The 25590-nt window shown below is 50.4% G+C and carries 25 protein-coding genes; 18 read left to right on the top strand and 7 right to left on the bottom strand.

Annotated elements, in window-relative coordinates; all coding sequences use genetic code 11:
• Nucleotides 1–51 precede the first annotated feature (51 nt).
• The 7 genes from skT53_RS06960 to skT53_RS06930 all read left to right on the top strand — a co-directional run bounded on the left by skT53_RS06960 (nucleotide 52) and on the right by skT53_RS06930 (nucleotide 6805).
• The gene (locus skT53_RS06960; RefSeq protein WP_200760385.1) at nucleotides 52–933 is read left to right on the top strand and encodes a formate dehydrogenase accessory protein FdhE; all 882 of its coding nucleotides are present in this window, start codon (nucleotides 52–54) and stop codon (nucleotides 931–933) included.
• Nucleotides 917–1606 carry a molybdenum cofactor guanylyltransferase gene (gene mobA / locus skT53_RS06955; RefSeq protein ID WP_200760384.1) on the top strand — a complete coding sequence of 230 codons (690 nt, stop codon included), beginning with the start codon at nucleotides 917–919 and terminating at the stop codon, nucleotides 1604–1606. The genes skT53_RS06960 and mobA overlap by 17 nt, the downstream gene beginning before the upstream one ends.
• A complete protein-coding gene (locus skT53_RS06950) occupies nucleotides 1603–2919 on the top strand; it encodes a molybdopterin molybdotransferase MoeA (RefSeq protein WP_200760383.1) in 1317 nt (438 codons plus the stop codon). The genes mobA and skT53_RS06950 overlap by 4 nt, the downstream gene beginning before the upstream one ends.
• Nucleotides 2849–4756, top strand: a complete 1908-nt coding sequence (locus skT53_RS06945; RefSeq protein WP_200760382.1) for a molybdopterin biosynthesis protein — start codon at nucleotides 2849–2851, stop codon at nucleotides 4754–4756. The genes skT53_RS06950 and skT53_RS06945 overlap by 71 nt, the downstream gene beginning before the upstream one ends.
• Nucleotides 4757–4796: 40 nt before the next feature.
• Nucleotides 4797–5042 carry a redoxin domain-containing protein gene (locus tag skT53_RS19145; protein ID WP_200760381.1) on the top strand — a complete coding sequence of 82 codons (246 nt, stop codon included), beginning with the start codon at nucleotides 4797–4799 and terminating at the stop codon, nucleotides 5040–5042.
• 9 nt (nucleotides 5043–5051) lie between these two features.
• A complete protein-coding gene (locus skT53_RS19140) occupies nucleotides 5052–5441 on the top strand; it encodes a peroxiredoxin family protein (RefSeq protein ID WP_404828959.1) in 390 nt (129 codons plus the stop codon).
• A gap of 485 nt (nucleotides 5442–5926) precedes the next feature.
• Complete coding sequence (locus skT53_RS06930; RefSeq protein ID WP_200760379.1) at nucleotides 5927–6805, top strand: DUF5667 domain-containing protein; 879 nt, start codon at nucleotides 5927–5929, stop codon at nucleotides 6803–6805.
• Between the two features lie 91 nt (nucleotides 6806–6896).
• Here the strand turns inward: skT53_RS06930 and skT53_RS06925 are convergent, their stop codons facing one another.
• The 3 genes from skT53_RS06925 to skT53_RS06915 all read right to left on the bottom strand — a co-directional run bounded on the left by skT53_RS06925 (nucleotide 6897) and on the right by skT53_RS06915 (nucleotide 10438).
• Nucleotides 6897–7514, bottom strand: coding sequence for a thioredoxin domain-containing protein (locus skT53_RS06925; protein ID WP_200760378.1), 618 nt, complete (start codon nucleotides 7512–7514; stop codon nucleotides 6897–6899).
• Nucleotides 7515–7668: 154 nt separating this feature from the next.
• Nucleotides 7669–9054, bottom strand: a complete 1386-nt coding sequence (locus skT53_RS06920) for a hypothetical protein (protein ID WP_200760377.1) — start codon at nucleotides 9052–9054, stop codon at nucleotides 7669–7671.
• Nucleotides 9055–9139: 85 nt separating this feature from the next.
• The gene (locus tag skT53_RS06915; RefSeq protein ID WP_200760376.1) at nucleotides 9140–10438 is read right to left on the bottom strand and encodes a glutamate-1-semialdehyde 2,1-aminomutase; all 1299 of its coding nucleotides are present in this window, start codon (nucleotides 10436–10438) and stop codon (nucleotides 9140–9142) included.
• A 103-nt stretch (nucleotides 10439–10541) separates the two neighbouring features.
• On the opposite strand from skT53_RS06915, the gene skT53_RS06910 reads away from it, so the two are divergent.
• The gene (locus skT53_RS06910; RefSeq protein ID WP_200760375.1) at nucleotides 10542–10838 is read left to right on the top strand and encodes a hypothetical protein; all 297 of its coding nucleotides are present in this window, start codon (nucleotides 10542–10544) and stop codon (nucleotides 10836–10838) included.
• Between the two features lie 130 nt (nucleotides 10839–10968).
• Here skT53_RS06910 and skT53_RS06905 read toward each other — a convergent pair whose 3' ends face one another.
• Nucleotides 10969–11718 (bottom strand): ZIP family metal transporter, encoded by a 750-nt coding sequence (locus skT53_RS06905; protein ID WP_200760374.1) that lies wholly within the window; start codon nucleotides 11716–11718, stop codon nucleotides 10969–10971.
• 178 nt (nucleotides 11719–11896) lie between these two features.
• Between skT53_RS06905 and skT53_RS06900 the strand changes: the two genes are divergently transcribed.
• Nucleotides 11897–12046, top strand: a complete 150-nt coding sequence (locus skT53_RS06900) for a hypothetical protein (protein WP_200760373.1) — start codon at nucleotides 11897–11899, stop codon at nucleotides 12044–12046.
• A 79-nt stretch (nucleotides 12047–12125) separates the two neighbouring features.
• Here skT53_RS06900 and skT53_RS06895 read toward each other — a convergent pair whose 3' ends face one another.
• Nucleotides 12126–13397, bottom strand: coding sequence for an Nramp family divalent metal transporter (locus skT53_RS06895; RefSeq protein WP_200760372.1), 1272 nt, complete (start codon nucleotides 13395–13397; stop codon nucleotides 12126–12128).
• A 304-nt stretch (nucleotides 13398–13701) separates the two neighbouring features.
• Here skT53_RS06895 and selA point away from each other — a divergent pair, with 304 nt between their 5' ends.
• The 4 genes from selA (at nucleotide 13702) to hemZ (ending at nucleotide 18190) form a co-directional block, all read left to right on the top strand.
• A complete protein-coding gene (gene selA / locus skT53_RS06890; protein ID WP_200760371.1) occupies nucleotides 13702–15114 on the top strand; it encodes an L-seryl-tRNA(Sec) selenium transferase in 1413 nt (470 codons plus the stop codon).
• 4 nt (nucleotides 15115–15118) lie between these two features.
• On the top strand, nucleotides 15119–16171 hold the full coding sequence (gene selD, locus skT53_RS06885) for a selenide, water dikinase SelD (protein WP_226375427.1): 1053 nt from the start codon (nucleotides 15119–15121) through the stop codon (nucleotides 16169–16171).
• 158 nt (nucleotides 16172–16329) lie between these two features.
• Complete coding sequence (locus skT53_RS06880; protein ID WP_200760369.1) at nucleotides 16330–16506, top strand: hypothetical protein; 177 nt, start codon at nucleotides 16330–16332, stop codon at nucleotides 16504–16506.
• Nucleotides 16507–16621: 115 nt separating this feature from the next.
• Nucleotides 16622–18190: a coproporphyrinogen dehydrogenase HemZ gene (gene hemZ / locus skT53_RS06875; RefSeq protein ID WP_200760368.1), complete on the top strand. Its 1569-nt coding sequence runs from the start codon at nucleotides 16622–16624 to the stop codon at nucleotides 18188–18190.
• A 106-nt stretch (nucleotides 18191–18296) separates the two neighbouring features.
• Here the strand turns inward: hemZ and skT53_RS06870 are convergent, their stop codons facing one another.
• Nucleotides 18297–18728: a hypothetical protein gene (locus tag skT53_RS06870; protein ID WP_200760367.1), complete on the bottom strand. Its 432-nt coding sequence runs from the start codon at nucleotides 18726–18728 to the stop codon at nucleotides 18297–18299.
• 16 nt (nucleotides 18729–18744) lie between these two features.
• Nucleotides 18745–19008, bottom strand: a complete 264-nt coding sequence (locus skT53_RS19135) for a glycosyltransferase (RefSeq protein WP_200760366.1) — start codon at nucleotides 19006–19008, stop codon at nucleotides 18745–18747.
• Here skT53_RS19135 and skT53_RS06860 point away from each other — a divergent pair.
• The 5 genes from skT53_RS06860 to skT53_RS06840 all read left to right on the top strand — a co-directional run bounded on the left by skT53_RS06860 (nucleotide 18991) and on the right by skT53_RS06840 (nucleotide 25588).
• Nucleotides 18991–19803, top strand: a complete 813-nt coding sequence (locus skT53_RS06860; RefSeq protein WP_200760365.1) for a transposase — start codon at nucleotides 18991–18993, stop codon at nucleotides 19801–19803. The genes skT53_RS19135 and skT53_RS06860 overlap by 18 nt on opposite strands.
• Nucleotides 19804–20053: 250 nt before the next feature.
• A complete protein-coding gene (locus skT53_RS06855; RefSeq protein ID WP_200760364.1) occupies nucleotides 20054–21724 on the top strand; it encodes a long-chain fatty acid--CoA ligase in 1671 nt (556 codons plus the stop codon).
• A gap of 36 nt (nucleotides 21725–21760) precedes the next feature.
• Nucleotides 21761–22963, top strand: coding sequence for an acyl-CoA dehydrogenase (locus skT53_RS06850; protein WP_200760363.1), 1203 nt, complete (start codon nucleotides 21761–21763; stop codon nucleotides 22961–22963).
• Between the two features lie 96 nt (nucleotides 22964–23059).
• Nucleotides 23060–24067: a phosphotriesterase family protein gene (locus skT53_RS06845; RefSeq protein WP_200760362.1), complete on the top strand. Its 1008-nt coding sequence runs from the start codon at nucleotides 23060–23062 to the stop codon at nucleotides 24065–24067.
• Between the two features lie 465 nt (nucleotides 24068–24532).
• Nucleotides 24533–25588 carry a zinc-dependent alcohol dehydrogenase gene (locus skT53_RS06840; RefSeq protein WP_200760361.1) on the top strand — a complete coding sequence of 352 codons (1056 nt, stop codon included), beginning with the start codon at nucleotides 24533–24535 and terminating at the stop codon, nucleotides 25586–25588.
• Nucleotides 25589–25590: the final 2 nt, after the last annotated feature.

The raw sequence follows: 25590 nt of genomic DNA, 5'->3' as shown, positions 1-25590 counted from the left end.
TGAGGAATAAAGGAAAATCGGCAAACGCCGTAGAAGAAGGTGGTATGACACATGGCAGCCAAAATGAGTGTGCTGGATCAGGTGAAAAAGCGCTGGCAGCAGTTAACGGATAAAGAAAAACAGTTTAAAGACATTGCCAAGGTACATATCGACCTTGTGGAACGAATGGAAAAACATGCACCGCATGTCACTGCGTTTACCATGCCCAATGATGAAAAGATCGCCAAATTGAAAGCCAAAACACCGTTGATGGAAGGGGCGGAAGAGCAGGTCGATTTGCGTTTTGCAGTCGCATTGTTCCGTGATTTGACCGATTGGTCCGGCACGGGTGATGAAAGAAAACAACTGAAAAAATGGGGCAAATCGCTGTCCGATCAGGAGATTGAAAAGGTGTTGCGGGGCTGGTTAAAAGGTGATCTGGAACCGTTTACCCGCTGGACGCTTGAAAACCGCCTGCCGCAGGATGCCATAACCGTTCTCATTCAATACAGTTTATTGCCTACGCTTTACAAACATACGGAGGGACTGCTTCCCGACAAATCGTTTATGCTGGAAAGCTGGTCGGAAGGGTTCTGTCCGGTCTGCGGGGACCAGGCGGCGCTCGGCGAAATTCGGGATTCGGAGCGATTCCGCTATTTGCGCTGTATGTCGTGTGGCAGCGACTGGCCTTTTCGACGTATCAAATGCCCTGTATGTGACAACCACGATCACGAAAAACTGGAAAGCTTTCTGATCGAAGATGAGAAAACAGGTGGGACCTGGCAAGTGGACGTTTGTGAAGAATGCAAATCCTATTTGAAAGTATCGCACAAATTGCAGCCGTCTGAACCGGAGATGTTGATTTTGGATGATTTGTCGACCACTCATCTCGACATGTTTGCAGTTGAACAAGGCTATTATAAAGGCGGAAAACCGGATGGGACGCTTCAGTAAACAGGAGTCGGTTGGCATTGTGATTTTGGCTGGCGGCCGCTCAAGTCGAATGGGAACGAACAAAGCATTGCTGCCGATTGACGGCAAACCGAATATTCAACACATTCGTGATGTGTTGCGCGGCGTGCATGTGCGCCATCAGCCTGGTATGCCGCCAAACGGCGCCGAGCAGGATTTCCTGCCATGCCTGATCGTAACAAATGAACCGGATACATACCAATTCCTGGGGGAACGGATGGTAAGCGACAAATATCCGGGACTTGGGCCGTTGGCTGGTATTCAGGTCGGTTTGCAGGCCGCCGTGGCCGAATGGAATTTGGTAGTCGCTTGTGATATGCCGCTGGTGACGGCAGAGGCCGGGCAGTGGATGCTGCAGGTCGCGATTGGTACGGAACATCCGGATATAGATGCGGTGGTACCTGTTATCGAGGGACAGCTTCACCCGTTATTTGCCGTATATCATAAGCGTTGTGCGGAGCGGATCGAAGATATGCTTTTGAACAAGCAGCTTCGGATGGTGGAGTTGCTGCGTCAATTACAGGTCAAACAGTTGACCGAAGCGGATTTTCCGAACTATATCGATGTAAATCAGGTTTTTTTCAATATGAACACGCCCGATGAATGGCGGCAGGTTCAGCAATGGATAATGGATGAGGGGAGGAACGGGAATTGAAGTTTTTTCAGGTTCATGAAACGAGTGACGTGTTGCGTCTGATTGAAGATACGTACAAGCCGTTGGAACGGACCGAAGAAGTTTCTCTGTATGAGGCGTTTGACCGTGTTCTTGCGGAGGATGTAGTGGCGTCGGAAGACGTTCCCGGCTTTGACCGTTCAACGGTCGACGGGTATGCGGTGCGGGCGCAGGATACGTATGGCGCATCCGAATCGATGCCGGCTTTTCTCGATGTGTCAGGTGTGATCGAGATGGGAAAAGAGGGAGGAGCGATTGCTCCGGCGAAAGCCAAATACATCCCGACCGGCGGCATGATGCCATCCGGCGCCGATTCTGTTGTAATGGTGGAACATGCGGAAGAAGTGGGATCGCTCCTGAATGTGCACAAACAGGTGGCTCCCGGCGAAAACGTAATCAAAAAAGGGGAAGACATCCAAGCCGGATCTCGCGTCCTGCAGCGGGGGCACCGTCTGCAGCCGCAGGATTTGGGTGTACTGGCGGCTGCGGGTGTGTCTCGCGTAAAAGTGTTCGCCAAACCGGTCGTGGGGATTTTGTCAACCGGTGATGAAATCGTACCGCCTGAAACCAAGCAGCTACGACCGGGCGAGGTACGTGACGTCAATACGATTACGATTGGCGCCGCTTTGCAAAGCATGGGGGCGGATGTCCTGTATGGCGGCATTGTGAAAGACGATTTACAGGAATATTTGCGACGGGCCCGCGAACTTTTTGAAAAAGTGGATCTGTTGGTGATGTCAGGTGGCAGTTCGGTGGGAACCCGCGATTTCAGCGTACAGGTGATGGAAGCGCTGGGCGAACCGGGGATTTTGGTGCATGGGATTTCCCTCAAACCGGGCAAACCGACTATTTTGGCGAAGGCGGGCCACAAGCCGGTTGTGGGGCTGCCGGGACACCCGGTATCGGCATTGATTGTTTTCGATCTGGTGGTAAGACGGATTGTGAACCGTTTGTACGACAGAACACCGCATCCATTCGATCCACGCATCCGGGCGCGGTTGAGTCGCAATCTTCCGTCTGCTGTCGGCCGATCCGATTATGTTCGAGTTCGGCTTGAAAAAAGGGACGGTGAAATGTGGGCGATTCCTGTTTTTGGAAAGTCAGGTCTGATTTCGGTGATCAGCGAAAGTGACGGCGTGATCGAAATCCCTGCACGGAAAGAGGGATTGCTGCAAGGTGAATGGGTGAATGTCAATTGTTTTGTGACAGAGAGGGGGATCGTCAGTGAAGAGGAAGATCTATCTGGAAGACACTCCGCTCAAAGAGGCACAGAAGAAACTCCTGACTGCTGTTGAATTTGCAGCTCGTATGGAGCGGATTCCTACGGTGGACGCGTTGGGGCGCGTGACGGCCGAACCGATTTTTGCCGTGGTGTCGATGCCCAACTTTCATGCGTCGGCGATGGACGGTATCTCGGTAAAAGCAAGTCAAACGTATTCGGCGCATGAAAAAAACCCGTTGCGGCTGAAAAAAGGGGTCGACTTCCGAATTGTCGATACGGGCGATCCGATTCCGGATGAGCACGATGCGGTTATTATGATCGAAAACGTACATATGATTGATGAAGACACATATGAAATCATCGAACCGGCCAGTCCCTGGCAGCATATCCGGCAAATCGGCGAAGACGTGGTTGCGGGCGAACTGATTGTGCCTGCCAGTCATGTGCTGCGTCCTGTCGACTTGGGCGCGCTGCTGGCGGGTGGGGTACTGGAAGTGCCTGTTGTATCAAAGCCGCAGGTGGCGATCATTCCGACAGGAACCGAGTTGGTGCCGCCGCGCAGGCGAATCGAACGGGGAGAAATTCCGGAATTTAACGGGACTGTATTTGCCGGCTATGTGCAGACATGGGGCGGAGAACCCGTTTATCGAGGAATTGTGGAAGACAACTACGAGAAAATAAAATCGGCTGTCCAGTCGGCTGTGGAAACATGCGATATCGTGCTGTTGAATGCCGGATCGTCTGCCGGATCGGAAGATTTTACGGTTCACGTGATCGGGGAACTCGGTGAAGTGCTGACGCACGGTGTGGCGACCCGGCCGGGCAAGCCGGTTGTAGTAGGGATCGTAGACGGGAAACCGGTAATCGGGCTGCCTGGGTACCCGGTTTCTGCCTATTTGGCTTTGGAATGGTTTGCGAGGCCTCTGATTCATCATTATTTAGGGATTTCCGAAATCGAACGGGACAAAGTAAAAGTCACTTTGGGACGCCGTGTCGTGTCTGTGATGGGGGCGGAAGATTTTGTCCGTATGACGATTGGCGCGGTGGGCGGAAAATTGATTGCCAATCCGCTGACGCGCAATGCGGGTGTCACCATGTCCATGGTACGCGCGGACGGACTGTTGCGAATTCCGGCAACCAGCCTTGGATATGAACAGGGAGAAGAAGTGGATATTGAACTGTATCGGCCTCTGCAGCAGATCGAGAAAACAATGGTCTTGTCAGGAAGTCACGATATGACGCTTGATTTGTTGGCTACTGCGGTTCATAAAGCAGATCCGAACCGGTTCCTGTCTTCCGCGCATGTAGGAAGCATGGGCGGCATTTTGGCGATTCGCAAGGGAGAAGCGCATGCAGCGGGCGTTCACTTGCTGGATGAAAATACGGGGGAGTACAACGTTTCTTTTGCCAGACAGTATTTGGCGGATACGCCGTTTGTTCTGGTCAATTTGGTCTACCGTCAACAGGGATGGATTGTACCGCAGGGAAACCCCCGACATATACAAACGGTAGAGGATTTGCAGCAGGAAAATATCACGTATATAAACAGACAGCGAGGAGCAGGCACTCGTTTGTTGTTTGATTATTTGCTGAAACAGGCGGGTATCGATCCGCAACAAATTTACGGCTACAACCGGGAGGATTTCTCCCATTTAAGTGTAGCAGCTGCTGTAGCGGGCGGAACGGCGGATTGCGGATTGGGGATTTTGTCAGCAGCAAAAGCGTTTGGACTCGACTTTGTGCCGGTCGCGGAAGAACGCTACGATTTGCTGATGACCAAACAATTTTATGAAAGCGAAGGGGGGCAGGTATTGCGGTCTGTAATGGCGTCGGACAGCTTCAAGCAACAGGTTGAATCGCTTGGCGGGTACAGTTGTCGTGACACCGGAAGGCTGATTTTTGCCAGCTAGTTGGAGTTGCCTGATTGTTGACCATAAAGGAGGGGTTCACATGGCACTGCAAGATCAATTGCAGCAGATCGCTGCGCAAGCGTCAAATCGCGTGTCGAAAGAGTTTTTGCAGACCACTTCGAAAGAGATCCAAAACTTAAAAGGATCCCGGACAGCCATTGGGCTGCAGGCGGGGGATAAGGCGCCCGATTTTGAGCTCTGGGGTGCGGATGGAAAGACCTATCAGTTGTCTGACGCTTTGCATAATGGACCCGCCATACTGTCTTTTTACCGGGGTAGCTGGTGACCCTACTGTATCGCTGAACTTCGTGCGTTGCATGAAGTGTACCCGGATTTTCGGAAAGCGGGCGCACAACTGTTTGCCATCAGTGTGGAAAAGCCCGAGCGGATAAAAGAAATGGTGCAAAAACATGGACTCTCCTTCCCGTGCTTGTCGGACGAGGGGGGACAGACAGCGCGAAACTACAACATTCTCTGGGAGTTGTCGCCTGCTTTGCAGGCTCAGTATCGCGAAGGCCTGAAATTTGATCTCAGCCAGGTCAGTGCCAACTCCGGTTGGCATCTGCCGGTTCCGGCTACATTCATCATCGACCGGAACGGCGTCATCCGCTCGGCCTTAGTGGATCAGGATTTTACGAAACGGATGGAACCATCCGATATTTTGGATACGTTGAAAACGATTTGACCGATCATGTAACACTTCCTGAAGCGGCCTCACAAAGAGGGCCGCTTTGTTTTCGCAAAGCGGACGTACAGGCACCGCGTCTCGCGGACAGATGCGAAGGGCTGCTTTTCCTGTCGGGAAATCGAAACCGACTTTTCGACGGAGTATCACATACGCCGTGTCTCACTTGTCTTAAAGCGAAGTCGGTTTCTCCTTCCTGCCATCGGAAGCAAACGCATCTGAATCCGGGTAAGCGATACCTGCACGTCCGTTCCGGCGTTGGTAGTGATATATCTGCGTTCGTTTACACGGTAAGGGAGCCGTTTATGCATGTGGCGTGCAGACGGTAGCCCTGTCTCCTGAGCGCGGTACTTTTACAAAGGAGGACCGCTCGGAACAAGTGATTCGCGGCGTATGTGATACACCGTTTCGGGATGGACAGAAAAATCCCTCCTTGTCCGAAATCTCTGAGTGAAGCAGAGAAAACATCAAGGGAGAGATTTTCTGTGAATAAAAAAATCACTTCGGCGTTTCTAGCGTCAATCGTTTTAAGCGGTACGGTTCCTGTTATCGCAGTCGGAGCAGCAACCGCAACCAACCAGAGTGTTACGATTACGGAAACAACACCAGCAACAGGTAACGCAACAACGGCAGGCACCACCACAACCGCTGTGGACCCTGAATCGTTTTTGTATAAACTGAGGGAGTTACTTGCTCAACTTCACCTGGCCTTTACGTTTAAGGATCAACAAAAGGCAGATTTGCTGCTGAAGCAGGCAGACCAAAAGCTTGCCGAACTGCAAACGCTGAATCAGGCAGGGAAAGTCGGCTATAACGAAAAGTTTGTTCATGACATTGATGACGCTCTGAGCAAAGCGGAAGAAGCATTGGAACAAGCCAAGCAGGCGGCGAAAGCAAACAAAGATGAAACGGTGAATGTGGAGGTTGCCAACAAGGAACAAGCTGCGATTCTGGCTCAAAAACATTCGATTGCCGTACTGCAAATGTTGCTTGCGAAAGTGCCTGAAGAAGGCAAGGAGGAAATTCAAAAAGCGCTCGACAAACAAGTTGCCGAATTGGCAAAAAAGGGAGTCGTGATGGAACTGCCCGTCCATACAGAAGGTGGCAACCAGGCGGGGAACGCGACAGTCACAATTTCGGAAAATGGTGCAGGTACAACTCCGAACAACACCGACTTGGCCAATAACGCCAACACGTCTTCGAATATCATCATCGGGGCGAATGACGCCAATACGTCTTCGAATATCACCGGTATGAATCACCACGATAACGGACTGCATCTCGGGCAAGTGAAGCATCGGAATAACGATGACAACGAACAACACGGCAAGCAGCACAACAAGAAAGAACACGAGGATGACTGATTTTTTGAATTCATTAGGCGGAAGCCCTTTATGACAAAATGGCGTATCCGAACCCAGTGTTCACGCGGGTTTAGATACGCCATTTATTTCTCTACTCCTTGGCTAAAAAGTTAATATCCTGCAGCAAGCTGTTTTCACCATGAGAACCTTCCTCGACGTCGAGGGCATTGCCTCGAAAAGAGCCGTTAATCACTCTTCGGACGATATTGTTTCGATCCGTTTCCACAATGGTATAATCTCTGCCTTGTGTGTCAATTTGACCGGAATGATTCAGTTTGAGGCCGAATCCGGAAGAAATTTTGGCGGAATCTCCCTTTGGGAACCACCAGCCGCTAAGATCGGCTTTGTAAGTTGTTTGGTATTCGCTGATCAAATCAGGAGACAGCCGTTTATCAAGCGGAACAGGAACCAATACGACATCTTTGCCGAATAGCCCCTTTTGTTTTAAGGTTTGCTGCAAATGTATCATATCTTGAACAGCCGCAGAAGATTCATAGTTAAAGAAATACACGACCCGCACCTTATGGGACAGATCAAAAAAATCGGCCGTTTGCCCAGCCTGATTCATTACCTGAAAATGCGGAGCTGTATTATTCACCGGCGGACGTGCCGTCGCCCACTGAACCCAATAATAGATCCCTCCGATAAAAGCTAAAACCAACAGAACCACGATGGAAGTAAACCAGTGTTTTTTGATGATGTGGACCATAGTAAATTTACACCTGCTCTTCCTGCCTAACACTGAAAATAGTAACGAAAAAAGTATACCATAATTTTCGAACAGAAAGAATAAGCCCCTGCATGGCGGAACTATACGCAACGCAGGAGCCTCTTTTTCCTTTGGGGTTAACGTTTTATGCAAGTTATATCAGAAACATCGTAAATATCGTTGTTACGACCAAACCGAGCAGGACGGGGAGCAAATTGCGGCGTGCCAGTTCAAACGGATCGACGCCGCAGATGGCAGCTGCCGGAATCAGCGCCCAGGGAATCAACGTTCCGCCGCCGACCCAGATGGCGGCAATCTGACCGAGTGCCGTCAATGTGGCCGTGCCGCCATGAATTGCCGAGCCAAACAGATGACCGATCGATCCGGCCAGTGAAATACCGGAAAAACCGGATCCGTCAAGACCGGTGATCGCACCGACAATCGTCAGTGTAACAGCCGCAATTCCTGAATTTAATGGGACTGTATGGGCCAGCGCCACTCCGAGATCGTTTACGATGCCAAGCGATCCCTTTGGCAGCACGTCGCCAATAATTTTCCCGATGCCCGAATCTCCCAAGTAAAAGAAAGCAGCGATTGGAATTACAGGCCCGAACACTTTAAAACCGAATTCAAACCCTTCAATCAAATAACGGGTGATTGTCTCCATTCGCTGTGTTTTATGATGCAGCAAAGTGGTCAAAATCAAAATCAGCACAGTCGTGCCGCCCAACAGCGCCGTTGCATCGCCGCCTGTCAGGTGAAGCGACAGCATAGCGATGATATCCAGCAGGAACAGAAGCGGAACCAGCACTGCCAACCATTTCACGGAAGGGGAAACGGCAGAGGGGGGACGGCCTGACAACTCGTTCAATTGCGTTTGGTTCACTTGCAGGATCCCCGCTTTTAAATCTTTGCGCAATAACCAATACGCAATGACAGTGGTAACAATTCCCATGATGAATACGAGCGGCACGCTGGCCGAAATGACTTCGGAAACCGGAATGTTGGCCGCTTTCGCGGTAATCGACGGTGCCCCCTGAATGACAAAATCCCCCGACAGCGCGATCCCGTGGCCAAACAGGTTCATCGCCATCGCTACTCCCAAAGCAGGCAGTCCGACCCGCAGCGCGACAGGCAGCAAAACAGCCCCGATCAGCGCGACGCCAGGTGACGGCCAGAAAAACCAGGAGATTACCATCATCACAATTCCGATCACCCAGTAAGTGATACCAGGACCACGCATCAGTTTCGCAATCGGACGAATCATCGTTTCATTGACTCCCGAATTGGTTAACACTCTGCTCATGGCAACGATCAGACAGATTACCAGAATGGTTGGCAACAGTTCTGTAATCGCGAATATAAACCCGTTAAAAATACTGCTTAGTGCATGGCTCAGTGATCGGGTGGCCAGCAATGCGATTGCAAAAATCCCGATGACGCAAACCAGTGTGGTGTCCCGCCGCAACACCATCACAAGAATGATCAGCAGAATAAACAACAGATAGATCCAATGCAATGCGGTAAGTTCAATGCCCATACGCTATACACACCCTTTCATAGGCGGAAGCCCTGTGTAAAGCATGTATATTCAGGTGCGGCATGGGCTGAAAGTTGTCCGTTGCTTACTGATCGGCCAATTTGGCAAACGCCCGATCGGCGGCTTGAATCGTATATTGAATATCTTCCTCTGTATGAGCCGTTGAAACAAACCAGGCTTCATATTTGGAAGGAGCGAGACAAATGCCTTCTTCCAACATCAATTTGAAAAATCGGCCGAACTGCTCCCCGTCAGTCGACTGTGCATCGTCATAATTGCGAACCGGCTCCGTTCTGCCGAAATATAAGGTCAAGGCGCCTTTTATACGGTTTATCACAACCGGATGACCATATCGCTTTGCTGTCGCAAGCAATCCTTCTTCCAGCATTCGTCCCAACTGATCCATCCGATCGTATACGCCCGCTTCCTGCAGAAGTTCGAGACAGGCGATGCCAGCCGAGATGGATGCCGGATTGCCGGCCATCGTACCCGCTTGATAGGCAGGGCCGAGCGGCGCCACCTGCTCCATGATCTCCTGCCTGCCGCCGTACGCTCCAATGGGCAGACCGCCGCCGATAATTTTGCCAAGTGCTGTCATGTCCGGATATACGTTCAATAGATCCTGCGCACCGCCATAATGAAAGCGGAAGGCGGTAATTACTTCGTCATAGATCACCAGCGCTCCATAGCGATGGGTTAACTCATTGACGCCTTGCAAGAAACCGGGCTCCGGCGGCACCATCCCGAAATTCCCGACAATCGGCTCCACCAATACGGCTGCTGTTTCATGGCCCCAATGCTGCAGCGCTTCTGCCAGTCCTCCTAAATCGTTAAACGGTACGGTAATCACTTCGTTTGCAATCGATTGGGGAATGCCTGCCGAATCGGGGATCCCCAGTGTGGACGGGCCGGAACCGGCGGCGACCAGCACCAAATCGGAATGGCCATGATAACAGCCGGCAAATTTAATGATTTTATTCCGTTTCGTAAACGCCCGCGCCACGCGGATCGTGGTCATTACCGCCTCTGTTCCGGAGTTGACAAATCGAATTTTTTCCAAAGAGGGGATGGCTGACCGCAGCATTTTGGCAAAATCGATCTCGAGCTTGGTGGGGGTGCCGTACAGAAGCCCGTTTTCGGCTGCCCGTCCGATCGCTTTTGCGATATGCGGGTGGCCATGACCGTGAATCAAAGGCCCGTAAGCGGCCAGATAATCGATGTAGCGGTTGCCGTCCACATCCCAGAAATAAGCTCCTTTGCCCCGTTCCATAAAAACCGGCGCTCCGCCGCCAACCGCCTTAAAAGAACGGGAGGGCGAATTGACACCGCCAACGATGTATTGCAGCGCTTCTTGGTAATAGTGAACCGAATTTTGGAAATTCATTTTTTTGTTACCCCTTTTACGGAAAAATGATAAAATAAAACAAATAAAGCTTGTTGACTCGATTGTAAAACAAGATGTATAACTGGTGGTAGGGGGGAGTACCGTGAAACTGACCGGCAGAATCGTTCGAAAAAGAGCCTATTTTGACAGCGAAGACCGCAATATCAACTGTATCACGTTTCTTGAAATCGATGATGGCGTAGTCGTAAACGGAGATAAAATCAAAATCATTCCGATTCTTAGCGAAGATTCGCAAATCCCTCAGGCAGTAGGCGAAAGTGTGGAAGTGGAAGGGGAAATCCAGTTCAAACAGATCGTCACTTCCTCAGGAAAACGAAATTCTTCGCTCATGCCGATTCTACAGCCAAACCGAATTAATAAAGTAAGCGAAACCGCATAGAAAGCGCATTCAAACCCGTAACCGTCGAGTTTTGAACGGGTACCACGAATGTTTGCCGAAAATAGGGCCGACCCCATTTGAGTCGGCCTTTTCTGTTGCGTTTTTCCGTTGCTTTGGTGGGACAAATTTGTCAAAGACCTCCGAAAACCTGAGAGGCGAGCGAACTGAACAAAAACAAGGCGATGCCCAAAAAAACGAAAAGCGAATTTTTCCGGTTCTCCGTACGGTTTACCGCCGGGAGCAGGTCGGTGCAGGCTACATAGAGAAAAACTCCGCTCGAAAACGCCAGTGCAACACCAACCAGATTGTCCAGATGAATCGTTTTTCCCAGTAAGATAATGACCAAACCGCCAAGCAGTGTGGAGACTCCGAGATAAGCGGATGCGAGCAGCGCCCGTTTACGGGAGCCGTTTTTGGCAAGCGTCACCGATGCGATCGTCAAACCATCAGGGATTTTATGTAGAAGAACGGCGAAGAAAACCAGAATTCCCAACTTGATGTCCACTTCAAAACCGGATGCGACAGCCACACCATCAAAAAATGTGTGTGTCAGCATACCGATATAGATGCCGATTCGCGAACCGTACTCGTGCTCATGAGTTTCCTCGCCGAAATGGAAGTGAGTCGAGATTACGTTCTGAAACAAATAGACAACCAGAAAACCGATCAGCGCGAAGTAGATGTTGTGGGCGGAGGCCTGCAGGCTTTCCGGCAGCAGATCAAGCAGGCCGATCGACAGCAAAAAACCGGCGCCTATCGCCATGAAGGCGTTCAGTGCGGTGTCTGACCAAGACTTCTTCATTACGATCAATGCCCCGCCAAGCACATTGGCGATGGAGGTGACGATCACTAAAAGAATAATGCTGGCCGTGTGTGACATGTGCCGGTTCCTTCCCTGTTTTATTCTGCCTGGCAGGACGAACAGTACCCGTCTCTTTCAAAGCGGTGTCCCACACCTGTTTGCAAATCGTAATGGTTATTATGTAACGTTAACAGGGGGCGCTTGTCAAATACGCTCAGGAGACAGAGTTGCTGCTTCTTACGGAGTGAGGACCGTCATGCAGTGTATGCGAATGCAGATGTTTTTTGCCATCGCCCGCAGTGGACGTGCAGGTACCGCTCAAGCGGCAGCCGCACGCCCGCTTCGGCGTTGGGCTAGAGAACGCATCTCGTATGTGGAACAGCGTGTACAGTCCCGCACTCCGTAAAAGCTAGCCGCACAGACGGACTTTGTCTCTACAACAGAAAAAACCGTGGCCGTACAGGCCACGGACAGATTGATTTCAATTAAAACGTAAACTTGCCGCCAAACGTTTGATAGAGAAGCAATCCGTTCAATAGAATCACAATCGCTGCAATCAGGTAGGCCAGCGTATTGACCCACGGTTTGTTCGCGAATTCGCCCATTAGTTTCTTGGATCGCGTGAATAGGATCAGTGGCACAATCGTAAACGGAAGCTGCAGTGACAATACCACCTGGGAAAGGACAAGCACCTGCAAGGTGTCAACCTGCAGTCCGATTAATACCAGGGCCGGAATCATCGTAATCAGCCGGGTAACAAAAGGAGACAAGCGGATATGCATGAATCCTTCCAAAATCGACTGTCCCGCCATAGTTCCGGTTGTCGCCGAGGACAGGCCCGCCGACAGCAATGCAATACCAAAAATCATGCTGGAAGCAGTCCCGAGCAGAGGTGTCAGCGTAGCATGCGCCTGTTCGATCGATTCTACAGCAATCCCGTTTTTGAAAAATACGGCGGCCGCCATGATAATCATGGCCGAATTGATGAACCACGCGAGGTTTAGCGCAACCACAGAATCGATTTTGGTAAACCGCAGCAAATTTCGATTGTGTTCCTTGTTGCCAGGGATCAAACGGCTTTTGACAATGTCTGAATGCAGAAAAATATTATGGGGCATCACCGTGGCACCGAGCATCCCAATGGCAACCAGTATGCTTTGTGAATCAATGCTGGGTACAAAAATATTTTGCCCGATGGCACCCCAATCCGGTTTTGCCCAAAACAGCTCCACCAGATACCCGATTCCCACCAGCGCCACCAGCAGAAAAATTACCGTTTCAAGTGATCGGTGTCCAAATTTTTTCAACCAAAGGAAGAAAAATACGGCAACGCCCGCAATCAAGGCAGCCGGAAACATGGGAATGTTCAAGAGGATTTTAAAACCGAGCGCCGCTCCCAAGAACTCCGCCAGATCGGTCGCCATTGCGGCCAATGTAGCTGTGATCCAAAGAAAATAGACAATTGGTTTGGCAAAATTCTCCCGGCAGTTCTCGGCAAGCGACCGGCCGGTTGCAATTCCTAATTTAGCCGCCAGCACTTGCAGCAGAATCGCCATCAGATTGGACAAGAGCAATACCCAAAGCAACTTGTATCCAAAACTGGACCCGCCGGCAATGTTGGTTGCCCAGTTGCCAGGGTCGATGTATCCCACCGAAACGATAAAAGCAGGCCCGAGAAAAGGCAAGAGTTTACGAAAAGTAAACAGTTTTCCATGAGACGAAAGTGTCGGAAACGATTGAGGCTGGATGTTTTCCATAAGATCGATGTCACCCCTTTCTGCACTTACCTTATGTGTATGCAGGTAATTTGGTGATGAGAAAATAAATTCGTTGTCCGCAAATGTTTTTTTTATGGTTAAAAAAGTTTCCCTTAACTAAATTTTATCCATTGCCTATCCGCCAGTCAATAGGTAGGTCGGCAGATGGAGAGCTGTTTGGCAAGTGGGTTTTCAATTAAAGGATCTGTTTTGTAAGCCGGCTTTCAATTTGGAAGGCTGTATTTGAAGTTAGTTGACCGCTTCGGTAAAATAGAGAACAACGTTGATTTTTTGAGGTGTCAGTATGTCAGCCAAACCGAATTCCGCTTTACTGCGTAAACTTCCGGCAGTACATCGGTTGCTTGAACATCCGATAGCCCGGCAGTTGTCCGTACATTATTCGCATGACCTCGTATCGGAAGCAATTGCCGCCATTGTGGACGCCGCCAGACAACAGATTCTGTCCGGTCAACGAGTGACGGAAGTGGCGGAGGCAGAGCTTTTAGAGGAAACGATCCGTTATATGCAGGGCCGGTTTCGTCCGAACTTCCGCCGCGTGTTGAATGCGACAGGCGTTGTGCTTCACACCAATCTCGGCAGAGCTCCCTTGGCTGCCCCGGCCCTGGAGGCGATCGAGCGTACGGCGAGAGGCTATTCCAATCTGGAGCTGAATTTGGAAACAGGTGAGCGAGGGTCCCGTTATGACCATGTAGAGCAGTTGATCTGCCGGTTAACGGGAGCGGAGGCCGCTTTGGTGGTGAACAACAACGCGGCAGCCGTTTTGCTTGTGCTGCGGGAGATGGCAAAAGGGCGGGAGGTAATCGTATCACGCGGGCAGCTTGTGGAGATTGGCGGTTCGTTCCGGGTTTCGGAAGTCATGAAGGAGTCGGGCGCGGTTCTGGTGGAAGTAGGAACCACAAACAAGACGCATGAACGGGATTACATCCAGGCAATCGGCGAAAACACGGCCCTGATCATGAGGGCGCACACCAGCAATTTTCGAATCGTCGGATTTACGTATCAACCGGATTTGGCCGATTTGGTTACACTGTCACATGACCACAGGATTCCTGTCTATGAGGACTTGGGCTCCGGCTCGTTAATTGATTTACGCAAATATGGCATCGGCGATGAACCGACTGTCGGCGCTTCCCTGGCGGCGGGGGTGGACATTGTGTCCTTCTCCGGCGACAAGCTGCTGGGCGGGACACAGGCAGGCATTATCGCAGGAAAGCAAACGTTTATCAATCGGATTAAACGGAATCAACTGACGAGGGCTTTACGTGTAGACAAATTGACGTTGGCGGCGCTGGAGGCCACGTTGCTGCTCTACCTCGATGAACAGCGGGCGATCCGGGAGATTCCGACTCTTTATTTGCTGACAAGACGGAAGGAAGAGTTGGTTCACGAGGCGCATCGCCTGGCTGAACAGCTTGTAAATGTATTTGCTGGACAGGCGGTTGTGGAAGTGACAGAAACAGTGTCACAGGTCGGCGGAGGCAGTCTGCCGACAGAAGATCTTCCGACTTACGCGGTTGCCATACGGTCTTCCCAGTTCAGTCTGAATGCGCTTGAAAGCGCTATGCGTCAAGTAGATTTGCCAGTCATGGCAACAATTCGAAAGGAGGCTTTATTACTCGATGTCCGAACATTATTCCCAACCGAAATTGACGAATGCGTCAGCAGCATCCGTGACGCCTATCAGCGGCTCGGCTGATGCGGTGACGCCCGCTGAGGCCGTACGGCTGACGCTTTTATCAGAAAAAGCAGGCTGAGGCTGTAAAATCGGCCCGGCCGATTTGGCTCAAGTATTGAGCTACTTACCCAAAAATTTGCCTGATGCCAACCTGATTGTCGGGCTTGATACGTCTGATGATGCAGGTGTTTACAAACTATCGGACGATACGGCGATCGTGCAGACGGTCGATTATTTTACGCCGATCGTGGATGATCCCTATATGTTCGGCGCAATTGCGGCAGCAAACGCGTTATCTGACGTATACGCAATGGGAGGCAAACCGCTGACCGTTTTAAATATTGTCGGATTTCCGGTCAGCAAGCTGGACAAGAAAATTCTGGCCGAAATTTTGCGCGGCGGAGCGGATAAAGTGCGTGAGGCGGGAGCTGTCATTGCGGGAGGTCATTCGATTGATGATTCTGACCCGAAATTCGGGATGGCGGTGACCGGCATTGTGCATCCGGACAAAGTCTGGACGAATGCAGGCGCTCGTGCAGGTGACCGGTTGGTCCTCACCAAACCGATAGGCGTGGGCATTGTGACAACCGCCATTAAACGGGCAAAGGCCACCCCGGAAGCGATCCGGCAGGTGGAAACGGTGATGGCCACTTTGAACAAAGCGGCAGCTGAAACCGCACACCATTATACCGTGCATGCATGCACGGACATCACCGGTTTTGGCCTGTTGGGGCATGCGGCGGAAATGGCGCGCGGCGCATGTGTCGGTGTTGAAATTGACAAAAACTCAGTCCCCATGCTGCCGGACGCTTATGAATTGGCGAAACAAGGCATCATCCCTGGCGGTTCGCTGCGCAATTATGAATGGTTGGCGGACGATGTGCAGTATGATGAGTCGATTGACGAAGTCACCCGCAAAGTTCTTTGCGATGCCGTGACTTCCGGCGGACTGTTGTTGTCAGTTCCGGAAGCGGAAGCAGAATCGCTTGTGGAAGCACTGAAAAAGAACGGTGTGGAAACGGCGGCCGTAATCGGACGTGTGGTGGCTGACCACCCGAACAAAATTGTCGTCAAGTAAGTTTTGCCAAACGGGTTGCGTTTGATTCGAAAATATTTCGTTTATGCGACAGGTTGCCTTTTGGAAAGGCAGCCTGTTTTTGATCGATCGGGCTTTCGATCCGGTTTGATTCCGCCTCTTCTGGTGAAACTAATTGGCAAGAGAAGGGGGCGATCGGAATGCAAACGAGTTGGCAGGCACAGTTCCATCAATCGGTTGGTCATTTGGGAACGGGGATGGATCGGCATGATGGTTCCCTAAAGGTGTTCGTCTGGCAAGAGGCAGCAGTTTCAAGCAACTACGTGGTGTCGAAACAGGATGTGAGGGGAATCTGTCAAAACGCGATCCGGAGTTAACGCGGCGTGTGTCAGTACCGCGTGTGCGAATAGGGAAGCAGACAGTTGACGGAAAGGATACAACTCGGAGTATAGTAGAGAGAAGACAGCGGCACGTTTGGGAAGGAGGTTGGCAATGCGTATTTTTGTCAACCAGATAGGATTTGATTTTCAGGTGGAAGTTGAACGGATGACCTATCTGTTTTTTGAAGAAGATATTGTGACATTTGAACCGTATGGAGATCCGGATCTGGAAATCCGTATCCGTTTGTTTGACGGGCAGGAACAGATTGCAGCGGAGGCCGAACTGTCCGAAAAAGGGACGGTACGGTCAACCGGCAGTTCCGGGCAACTTGCGGTGGCGGATATGGAGCAAGCTGCCCGTCGCAAAAAGTGCAAGCAAACGGTTCTGCAGGCTCTGCATGATTGTTTGGCTGATTATACAGGAGAAGGCCAACCGTGGGGGATTCTGACAGGCGTTCGGCCTATGAAACTGGTGCACGGTATGGTGCAAAGCGGAATGCCGCAGCAAGAGATTGTGTGTGTGCTGCAGGATCATTATCGGATTGCCCCGGACCGGATTCGTTTGTTGTTCGACATTTTGGATGCCCAGCAGGATGCGCTGCCCGATCTTTATCAGATTGCCGATCAGGCCAGCCTTTACATCGGCATCCCGTTTTGCCCGACACACTGCGCATATTGTACGTTTCCCGCTTATTCAATGGAAGACAAGTATACGTATGCGGCCGATTTTTTGCGGGCGCTGGAAAAGGAGTTTGCGGCGGTGGGCCGATTTTTACGGGAATACCGGATTCCGGTCACCAGTGTATACCTGGGCGGCGGCACGCCTACCAGTTTGAATCCGCCGGAGTTGGAATTTCTGATGGAAATGCTGTATCGGGAGATACCGGGCGGGGAAGCATGGGCAAAGCGGGGCAGGGAAGCGGGTCGAAATGGCATGGCAAAAAGCGGCATTTGGCGAGAATTTACGGTGGAAGCTGGGCGGCCAGACACGATTACGCCGGAACGGGTAGAAGTACTGCGGCGTTTTTTTGTCAACCGGATTTCGGTGAATCCGCAGACCTATAAGGCAGAAACCTTAAAAACGATCGGGCGCGGCCATACACCGGACATCGTCGATCGGCGTTTCCGTCTGGTGAAAGAGGCAGGGTTTGAAAATATTAATATGGACATGATCCTGGGGCTGCCAGGTGAGGATTTGGACGATGTGCGTTATACACGGGAGCGAATCGGAGCGCTTCAGCCAGATTCCGTAACGGTGCATACGATGTCATTTAAGCGGACAGCTGTAGTGAACAAAGAAAAAGACAGGTTTACGATTCCCCACACGCAGTTGGTGCGAATGATGATGGCGGAGACAGACCGGTGGGCGCGGGATTTGGGTTATCGCCCTTATTATGTGTATCGGCAAAAAAATATTCTTGGCAATCTGGAAAATACCGGATATGCCATGCCTGGTAAAGAGGGGATTTACAATATCAGCATCATGGAAGAAAGGCAGTGCATTATCGGACTTGGTGGCGGTGCATCGACCAAGCTGATTGGACCTGACGGCCGGAGCTTTGGACGGCTTGGCAATCCACGGGAACCGAAAGCCTATGTGGAAACGATTGATACGGTACTTGAGAAAAAGATCGACCAGTTAAAGCGGATGAACGAAATGATTCTGCAGCAACAACTGTAAGGTAAGAATAATGACTCAGACAGATGAAGGATGATACATAGTACATCTCACTACTATATTCATCCTTTTACCGGTGATTTTGTTGCTGCAGACCTGCTTTACTACCTCAGTCTTCCGAAGCGTCCGTCACCCGCTCCGGCGTTTGACCTGCCTGCATGGCCGTCTCCGGAGCCGTGTGGGGAGCGGAATCTTTATATTCGGCTAAACCTTTTATATAAACAGAATCAGGAATCGAGTAGTCAATCGGGACACTTTTTAAAACATGGTGCCATTGATTAACATCTAATTTTGAGGAGTCCGATTCGAATTGAAAAAGTTTTGTAACGGGATCTTCCTTACCTGTTCTGGTTTTTACCAACCCGTACTGGCCAATTAAATTCGGTGTTTCCAGGCTGTAAGGAGTTGGTGAGTTTTTTGCATCGAGTGTCAGCTCGTACATGTTCATTGTCTTTTCAAACAACGTTGCGGAGGAATATTGCACTCTCCCCCTTTTGGCCGCATTTGCCGCCAATCTGAGACGGAGGCCCGGATCGTTCATTAACTCCAATATTTTTTCAGCGTTGCACGCTGTTTCCTGTTTTAAAGATTAAGCCTGTTTCTCCATGTTGTACGACTTCAGGTATTCCGCCGGCAACTGAGGTGACACAGGCTTTGCCTGCAACTTGCGCTTCCATTAGCGTATACGGGTGCATATCCTGTAGGGAAGCAAGTACGACAATGTTTGAAAGTCTCAATAAAGCGGGTACATCCCAACGAGATCCGAAGAACACTATATTTTCATTTACATCCGATCCCCTGTGGTGGAAACCGATATTCACTATCCTACCGATGCAAGTTTGCTGCAGGATGGTGTACGCGTCATCACGCGTATTGCAAAAGCTATGAAAGAAAGCAGCACTGAACTGACCTCTCAAATCAAGGACCGCAGTCGGACGATTCGTAACAAGGTATTTTCAATTAGCAAGGTTCTTAAGCGCCGCACACAAGAAGCTATTTCGGAAGTCCGCCAGATTACAGGCGAAATTCTGGATGTAACTCAGGATGTGGTGCGCTCGGGTTGGACGCTTTTGCAGGAGACAACCGAGAAGGCGAAGTCCCTTCCATCCAAAGTGATCAACAGGTTATTACCGCGGACTGAATTCGGCTACAAGGTTCTTTTAGAAGAGACTGAGGATCAAATCATTGTTGGTTATGACGTATTCGAAGGAAATCCCGGTGACGACACGCTGCTCAACGACTCCCTTGACCGATTTGAAGAGACGTTTCAAAGAGTCCCGACTGCCGTAGCCACAGACCGTGGATTCTCCAGTAAATCCAATGAAGAGTCGCTTCGGCAACGAGGAGTCAAAAAGATCCGTCTGCCTCGCAAAGGTAAAACCAGCAGGGAACGACGAGAATTCGAGAAAACATCAGGATTCAAGAGACTGCAGCGATTCCGGGCAGCGGGAGAAGCCACTATTAGTGTCTTAAAACGTTGTTACGGACTCCGTAGAAGCCTGTTCCATGGAAAACAAGGAACCGGGGCTTGGACTGGTTATGCCATTTTTGCCCGTAACCTCAACCGATTAAGCCGCACTATGAAGCAAAAAAGCAGCAAAATAGTCCTCCAGTAAGAACCAAAGATAAACAAAAAGATAATTTCCAGTCGGGAACGACCCTATTTTCCAATTACAGTTATCAGAAGACGAAACAAGTAGTTTTTCATGGGGAACTAATACTAATTAAGATTATCGGCCGCAAATCGAAGTCGGATTTTATCGAAAATTTTGACTGGTGTATAACTAGCGGATGAATTACAATATATTTATCGAAATAGATTGTACTTTACATCATATGATGATCGGAATGGGGGGCGGGATAGTAATGAACACGCGTCATCATGAGTTTTGGCCAAATCGGATTCCCAAGTCACTGGTACTACCAAAAACGACACTCTATGATAACTTGCTAGTGAGCGCTCGGCGATATCCGGACAAAACGGCGATTCTTTATTACGGAAACGCGATCACCTATCAGCAATTTTTGACACAAGTTGATGCCCTGGCAGGTTATCTGCAAAATCGGCTTGGAGTGTCAAAGGGCGACCGCGTTGTTTTGTACATGCAAAATTCTCCGCAGTTTATGATCGCCTTTTATGCCATTCTGCGAGCCAATGCGATCGTGGTTCCGCTCAATCCGATGAATGTTACGGAAGAGTTGCGGTTTTATATGGAAGACTGTGATTCGAAAGTTGCCGTTGTCGGGCAAGAATTGTATGAAAGGATTGCTCCGCTGATCGGTACGACGCCTCTGCAAAATGTGATTGTGGCAGCTTATTCCGAATACTTGCCTTCCGATGTGGAGTACCCGCTTACACCTGACATTACGTCTGCTGCTGTAAGAATTGACAATCCTTCTGTTACTGCTTGGAAAACAGCGCTTTCGGAAAATATGCAGCCGGATGAACTGGAAGTTGAGTCGGATGATCTCGCAAGCTTGCCGTATACTTCCGGCACTACGGGCAAACCGAAAGGGTGTATGCACACGCATGCCACGATGCAGGCTACGCTCGTCGGCGCTGTTGTTTGGAATACGCTTACACCAAATGCGGTCTGCCTAAGCGTTTTGCCTCTCTTCCATGTGACCGGAATGCAGCACAGCATGAATGCCCCGATTTTTTCCGGCAGCACGATGGTTTTGATGACCCGTTGGAACCGCGAAATTGCGGCCGATCTGATTCAGCGGTACGGCTGTACGCACTGGACGAATATCAGCACGATGCTGGTGGATTTCCTCTCCAACCCGCGCATTTCCGACTACGACATTTCGTCGTTGAAAGCAATCGGCGGCGGCGGCGCACCATTGCCTGAAGCAGTCGGCCAGAAGCTGTTTGATATGACGGGAGTACGATACGCGGAAGGATATGGGCTGAGCGAAACGATTTCTCAAACGCATACCAATCCGGGCGATCGTCCAAAAATGCAATGTCTGGGCATTCCCCATTTTGATGTGGATGCAAGAATTATAGATCCGGAAACGCTTCGTGAATTGGGGCCCAATGAAGAAGGCGAAATTATTGTCAATGGACCGCAGGTATTTAAGGGATATTGGCAGCGCCCGGAGGAAACGGAGAAATCGTTTATCGAACTGGATGGAAAACGGTTTTTCCGTACCGGTGATATCGGTCGATACGATGAAGAAGGATATTTCTTCATGGTGGATCGGGTGAAGCGTATGATCAACGCTTCCGGTTTCAAAGTATGGCCGACTGAAGTGGAGTCGATCCTGTACAAACATCCCGCTGTTCAACAGGCATGCGTGATTGGCGTTCCGGATGAAAAACGGGGCGAAACGGTGAAAGCATACGTGATTTTAAACGAAAAAGACCGTGGAAAAGTTACCGAGCAGGAGATTATTGACTGGTCAAAAGAGCAAATGGCTGCTTATAAATACCCTCGCATTGTACAGTTTGTCGAAAGCTTGCCAGTGTCCGGCAGCGGCAAAATTCTTTGGCGCTTATTGCAGGAGCAAGAGATGGCCAGCTTGAAAAAATAAGCATCTTTACACTAAAAAGCTAAAGGGGAGAGCCGCATGAACTTTGAGTATTCAGACAAAGTGAACAAACTGCGCAAACAAGTGACTGAATTTATGGAAGAAGTAGTCTACCCGAACGAAAAGGTGTATGAACAGCAAGTGCGCGAGGCAGAAAGCCGCTGGACGGTTCCGGCGGTGATGGAGGAAATGAAAGCGAAAGCCAAATCGGCCGGACTGTGGAACCTGTTTTTGCCGGAAAGCGATTACGGAGCAGGGCTGACCAATCTTGAATACGCTCCGCTTGCCGAAATTATGGGTCGTTCCCATATCGGACCGGAAGTTTTTAACTGCAGCGCGCCTGATACGGGGAACATGGAGGTATTGGTTCGTTATGGAACGAAAGAGCAGCAGGAGAAATGGCTGGTTCCGTTGTTAAACGGGGAAATCCGTTCCTGCTTCTCGATGACGGAACCGGATGTCGCTTCATCGGATGCCACCAACATTCAGGCCAGCATCGTGCGGGAGGGTGACGAATATGTCATCAATGCACGTAAATGGTGGTCATCCGGCGCAGGCGACCCCCGTTGCAAAATATCCATTTTTATGGGTAAAACAGACCCGAATGCAGCTCGCCATGAGCAGCAATCAATGATTTTGGTTCCGTTGGATACACCGGGTGTCAAAATCGAGCGCATGCTGCCTGTATTCGGATACGACCATGCGCCTCACGGGCACGGCGAAATTACCTTTACCGATGTGCGCGTACCGGTGAGCAACATCCTCTGGGAAGAAGGAAAAGGATTTGCTATCGCACAGGGACGCCTCGGACCAGGCCGCATCCATCACTGTATGCGCTCGATCGGCGTGGCGGAACGGGCGCTTGAATTGATGGTAAAACGTGTGAAAAATCGGGTAGCGTTCGGCAAACCGTTGGCTGATCAAGGTGTCATCCGGCAATGGATTGCCGAATCCCGGATTGAAATTGAACAGGCGCGTCTTCTTACACTGAAAGCCGCGTTTATGATGGATACGGTCGGCAACAAGGTGGCGAAGAAGGAAATCGCCATGATTAAAGTGGTGGCTCCGAATGTGGCGCTGCGGGTATTGGATCGTGCCATCCAGGCGTTTGGGGCGGCGGGCGTAAGCGATGACTTCCCGCTTGCAGCGATGTGGGCAAATGCGCGTACGCTGCGCCTGGCAGACGGTCCGGATGAAGTGCATAAAAACGCAATTGCAAAACAGGAATTGGCTGACCAATAATCCAACTCGTCGATGAATCCAACTGGATGAACCCGCTATGGTGAAGGAATCAACCGCATTTTGCGGCTGATTATAAAAATTTAGGGGGAATTGGATATGGGGAACATGGTGAATACCGTAACAGGTCCTGTCGCAGCTGAAGATTTAGGAAAGACATTGATGCACGAACATTTTATATTCGGCTATCCCGGATTTCAGGGAGACACCACGTTGGGCCCTTACGACCGCAACGCCTATCTGCAAATCGGTATTGAGGTGGCAGAACGGGCAAAAGCGCACGGCGTAAAAACAGTTGTTGACCCGACGCCGAATGAATGCGGTCGTGATCCGGAACTTCTTCGAGAAATTTCAGAACGGACGGGTGTGCAGATCGTCTGCGCCACCGGTTACTATTACGAAGGTGAATCGGCGACTGCCTATTTTAAATTCCGTTCTGCAATGGGAAATGTAGAAGACGAAATTTATGAAATGTATATGAAGGAAATCACTGAGGGAATTGGAAACACTGGAATTAAAGCGGGAATTATCAAACTGGCTTCCAGCAAAGACCAAATCACTCCGTATGAGCAAATGTTTTTCCGTGCTGCTGCAAGAGTACAGAAGGAAACGGGAATCACCATTCTTACCCATACACAGGAAGGCACGATGGGGCCGCAACAGGCTGAATTGCTGGTGTCAAATGGAGCAGACCCGACTCGTGTCATGATTGGGCATATGGACGGAAACACGAACGTCAGCTATCATTTGCAAACGCTGCAGTATGGCGTAAATATCGGCTTTGACCGATTTGGCCTGGAAGGCCTCGTAGGTACACCGCACGATGTGGATCGCGTAGCTGTTCTGCTTGGATTAATCGGTCTTGGCTATCAAAATCAGATTATGCTGTCCCATGATACGGTCAACATTTGGCTGGGCAGACCGTTACATATGCCGGAAGCGATGCAGCAGATGGTCGCCAACTGGCATATCACCCATATTTTTGACAATATCATTCCGAAATTGAAGGCAGCCGGTATTTCGGATGAAACGCTCCACACGTTGTTTGTGAGCAATCCGGCAAAAACATTTGGAGCAGAAGTGCTCGCTGAGCAGAAAGTTTCTTAACAACAACAGTTTAGGGGAACTGACAACTTAGCGACGACACCCTTTGTCCCCGTTTTTGGGGCAAAGGGTTTTTAATTGGGCGATGGGCCCCAACAAAGTGCTTGTCACTTTGTTGGGTGCAACTTTGGCGCCACCTGCGCCAGAGGCTTGGTGAAGCCAAGTTTTCTTTACACTGTCGGAATGTATAACTTGAAGCGTTCGACAGTATAAGGGCAACTAAGGCTCCACCTGCGCCAGAGGCTTGGTGAAGCCATGTTTTCTTTACACTGTCGGAATGTATAACTTGAAGCGTTCGACAGTATAAGGGCAACTAAGGCTCCACCTGCGCCAGAGGCTTGGTGAAGCCAAGTTTTCTTTACACTGTCGGAATGTATAACTTGAAGCGTTCGACAGTATAAGGGCAACTAAGGCTCCACCTGCGCCAGAGGCTTGGTGAAGCCAAGTTTTCTTTAGGGGGATTGGCTGATGAACATTCCGATAACCATGAAAGCGGCAAGATTTTATGAAGTCAACCAGCCGTTGCGGATCGATCAGGTAGCTGTGCCGGACATCAAGGATGATGAAGTGCTGGTGCAGATCAAGGCGGTCGGTCTTTGCGGTTCTGATGTGCATATCGTATATGAAGGTATTACACCGACCGCTTTTCGTCCTATCACCCTTGGACATGAACCGGCCGGTATAGTGGCAAAGGTCGGGGCGAACGTGACAGGATGGGAAGTTGGGACCCGTGTGTCTGTTACACCCGGGATATTCTGTGGTTCCTGTCAAAACTGTATCACAGGCCACGCCGAAATATGTCTGAATCGAAAAGTGATCGGCATTCAAACAGAAGGGGCATTGGCCGAATATCTGGTGATACCAGCCAAAAATTTGGTCCGTCTTGCAGATAACGTACCGTTTACGGTCGGTGCGATCATTACGGATGCTGTTGCAACACCTTTTCATGCGTTGATTGACCGGGCAGAACTCCGCTCGGGAGAATCGATCGCCATTTACGGTGCTGGCGGATTAGGGCTGCATGCGGTGCAGATTGCCAAGATGGCGGGTGCCAAGCAGATTTTTGTAGTGGATGTGCGTGACGATCAGTTGGAACGGGCTCGTAAACTGGGGGCAGATATTACAGTCAATTCGACCAAAGAATCACCTGTAGAGGTGATTTTGCAGCATACGAATGGGCTGGGCGTCGACGTAGCGGCCGAACTGATCGGTCTCAGAGAAACCATCGGTCAGGCTGTTGAATCGGTCATTTCGGGGGGCCGGGTTGTGGTGGTGGGACTTGGACCGGACCCTATTACAATTCTGCCGCCGACCATATTTGTCCGGAAACAGTTGTCGCTGCTCGGTTCTTACGGTTTTACGAAGCGGACGATTGAACAACTGGTTGAATTGGTATCAGCAGGACGTTTGCAGTTGGAAGAATCGATCACACATACATTCCCCATCGATCAGGTAAACGAGGCCTTGGATACCTTGCATGAGAAACGGGGAAATCCGGTACGAGTGGTTGTTACGTTTGAATGAAG

Source organism: Effusibacillus dendaii (assembly GCF_015097055.1).
GTDB classification, from domain to species: Bacteria; Bacillota; Bacilli; order Tumebacillales; family Effusibacillaceae; genus Effusibacillus; species Effusibacillus dendaii.
The sequence above is the reverse complement of the archived record's forward strand: the minus strand, read 5'-3'. Positions and strand labels throughout refer to the sequence as shown.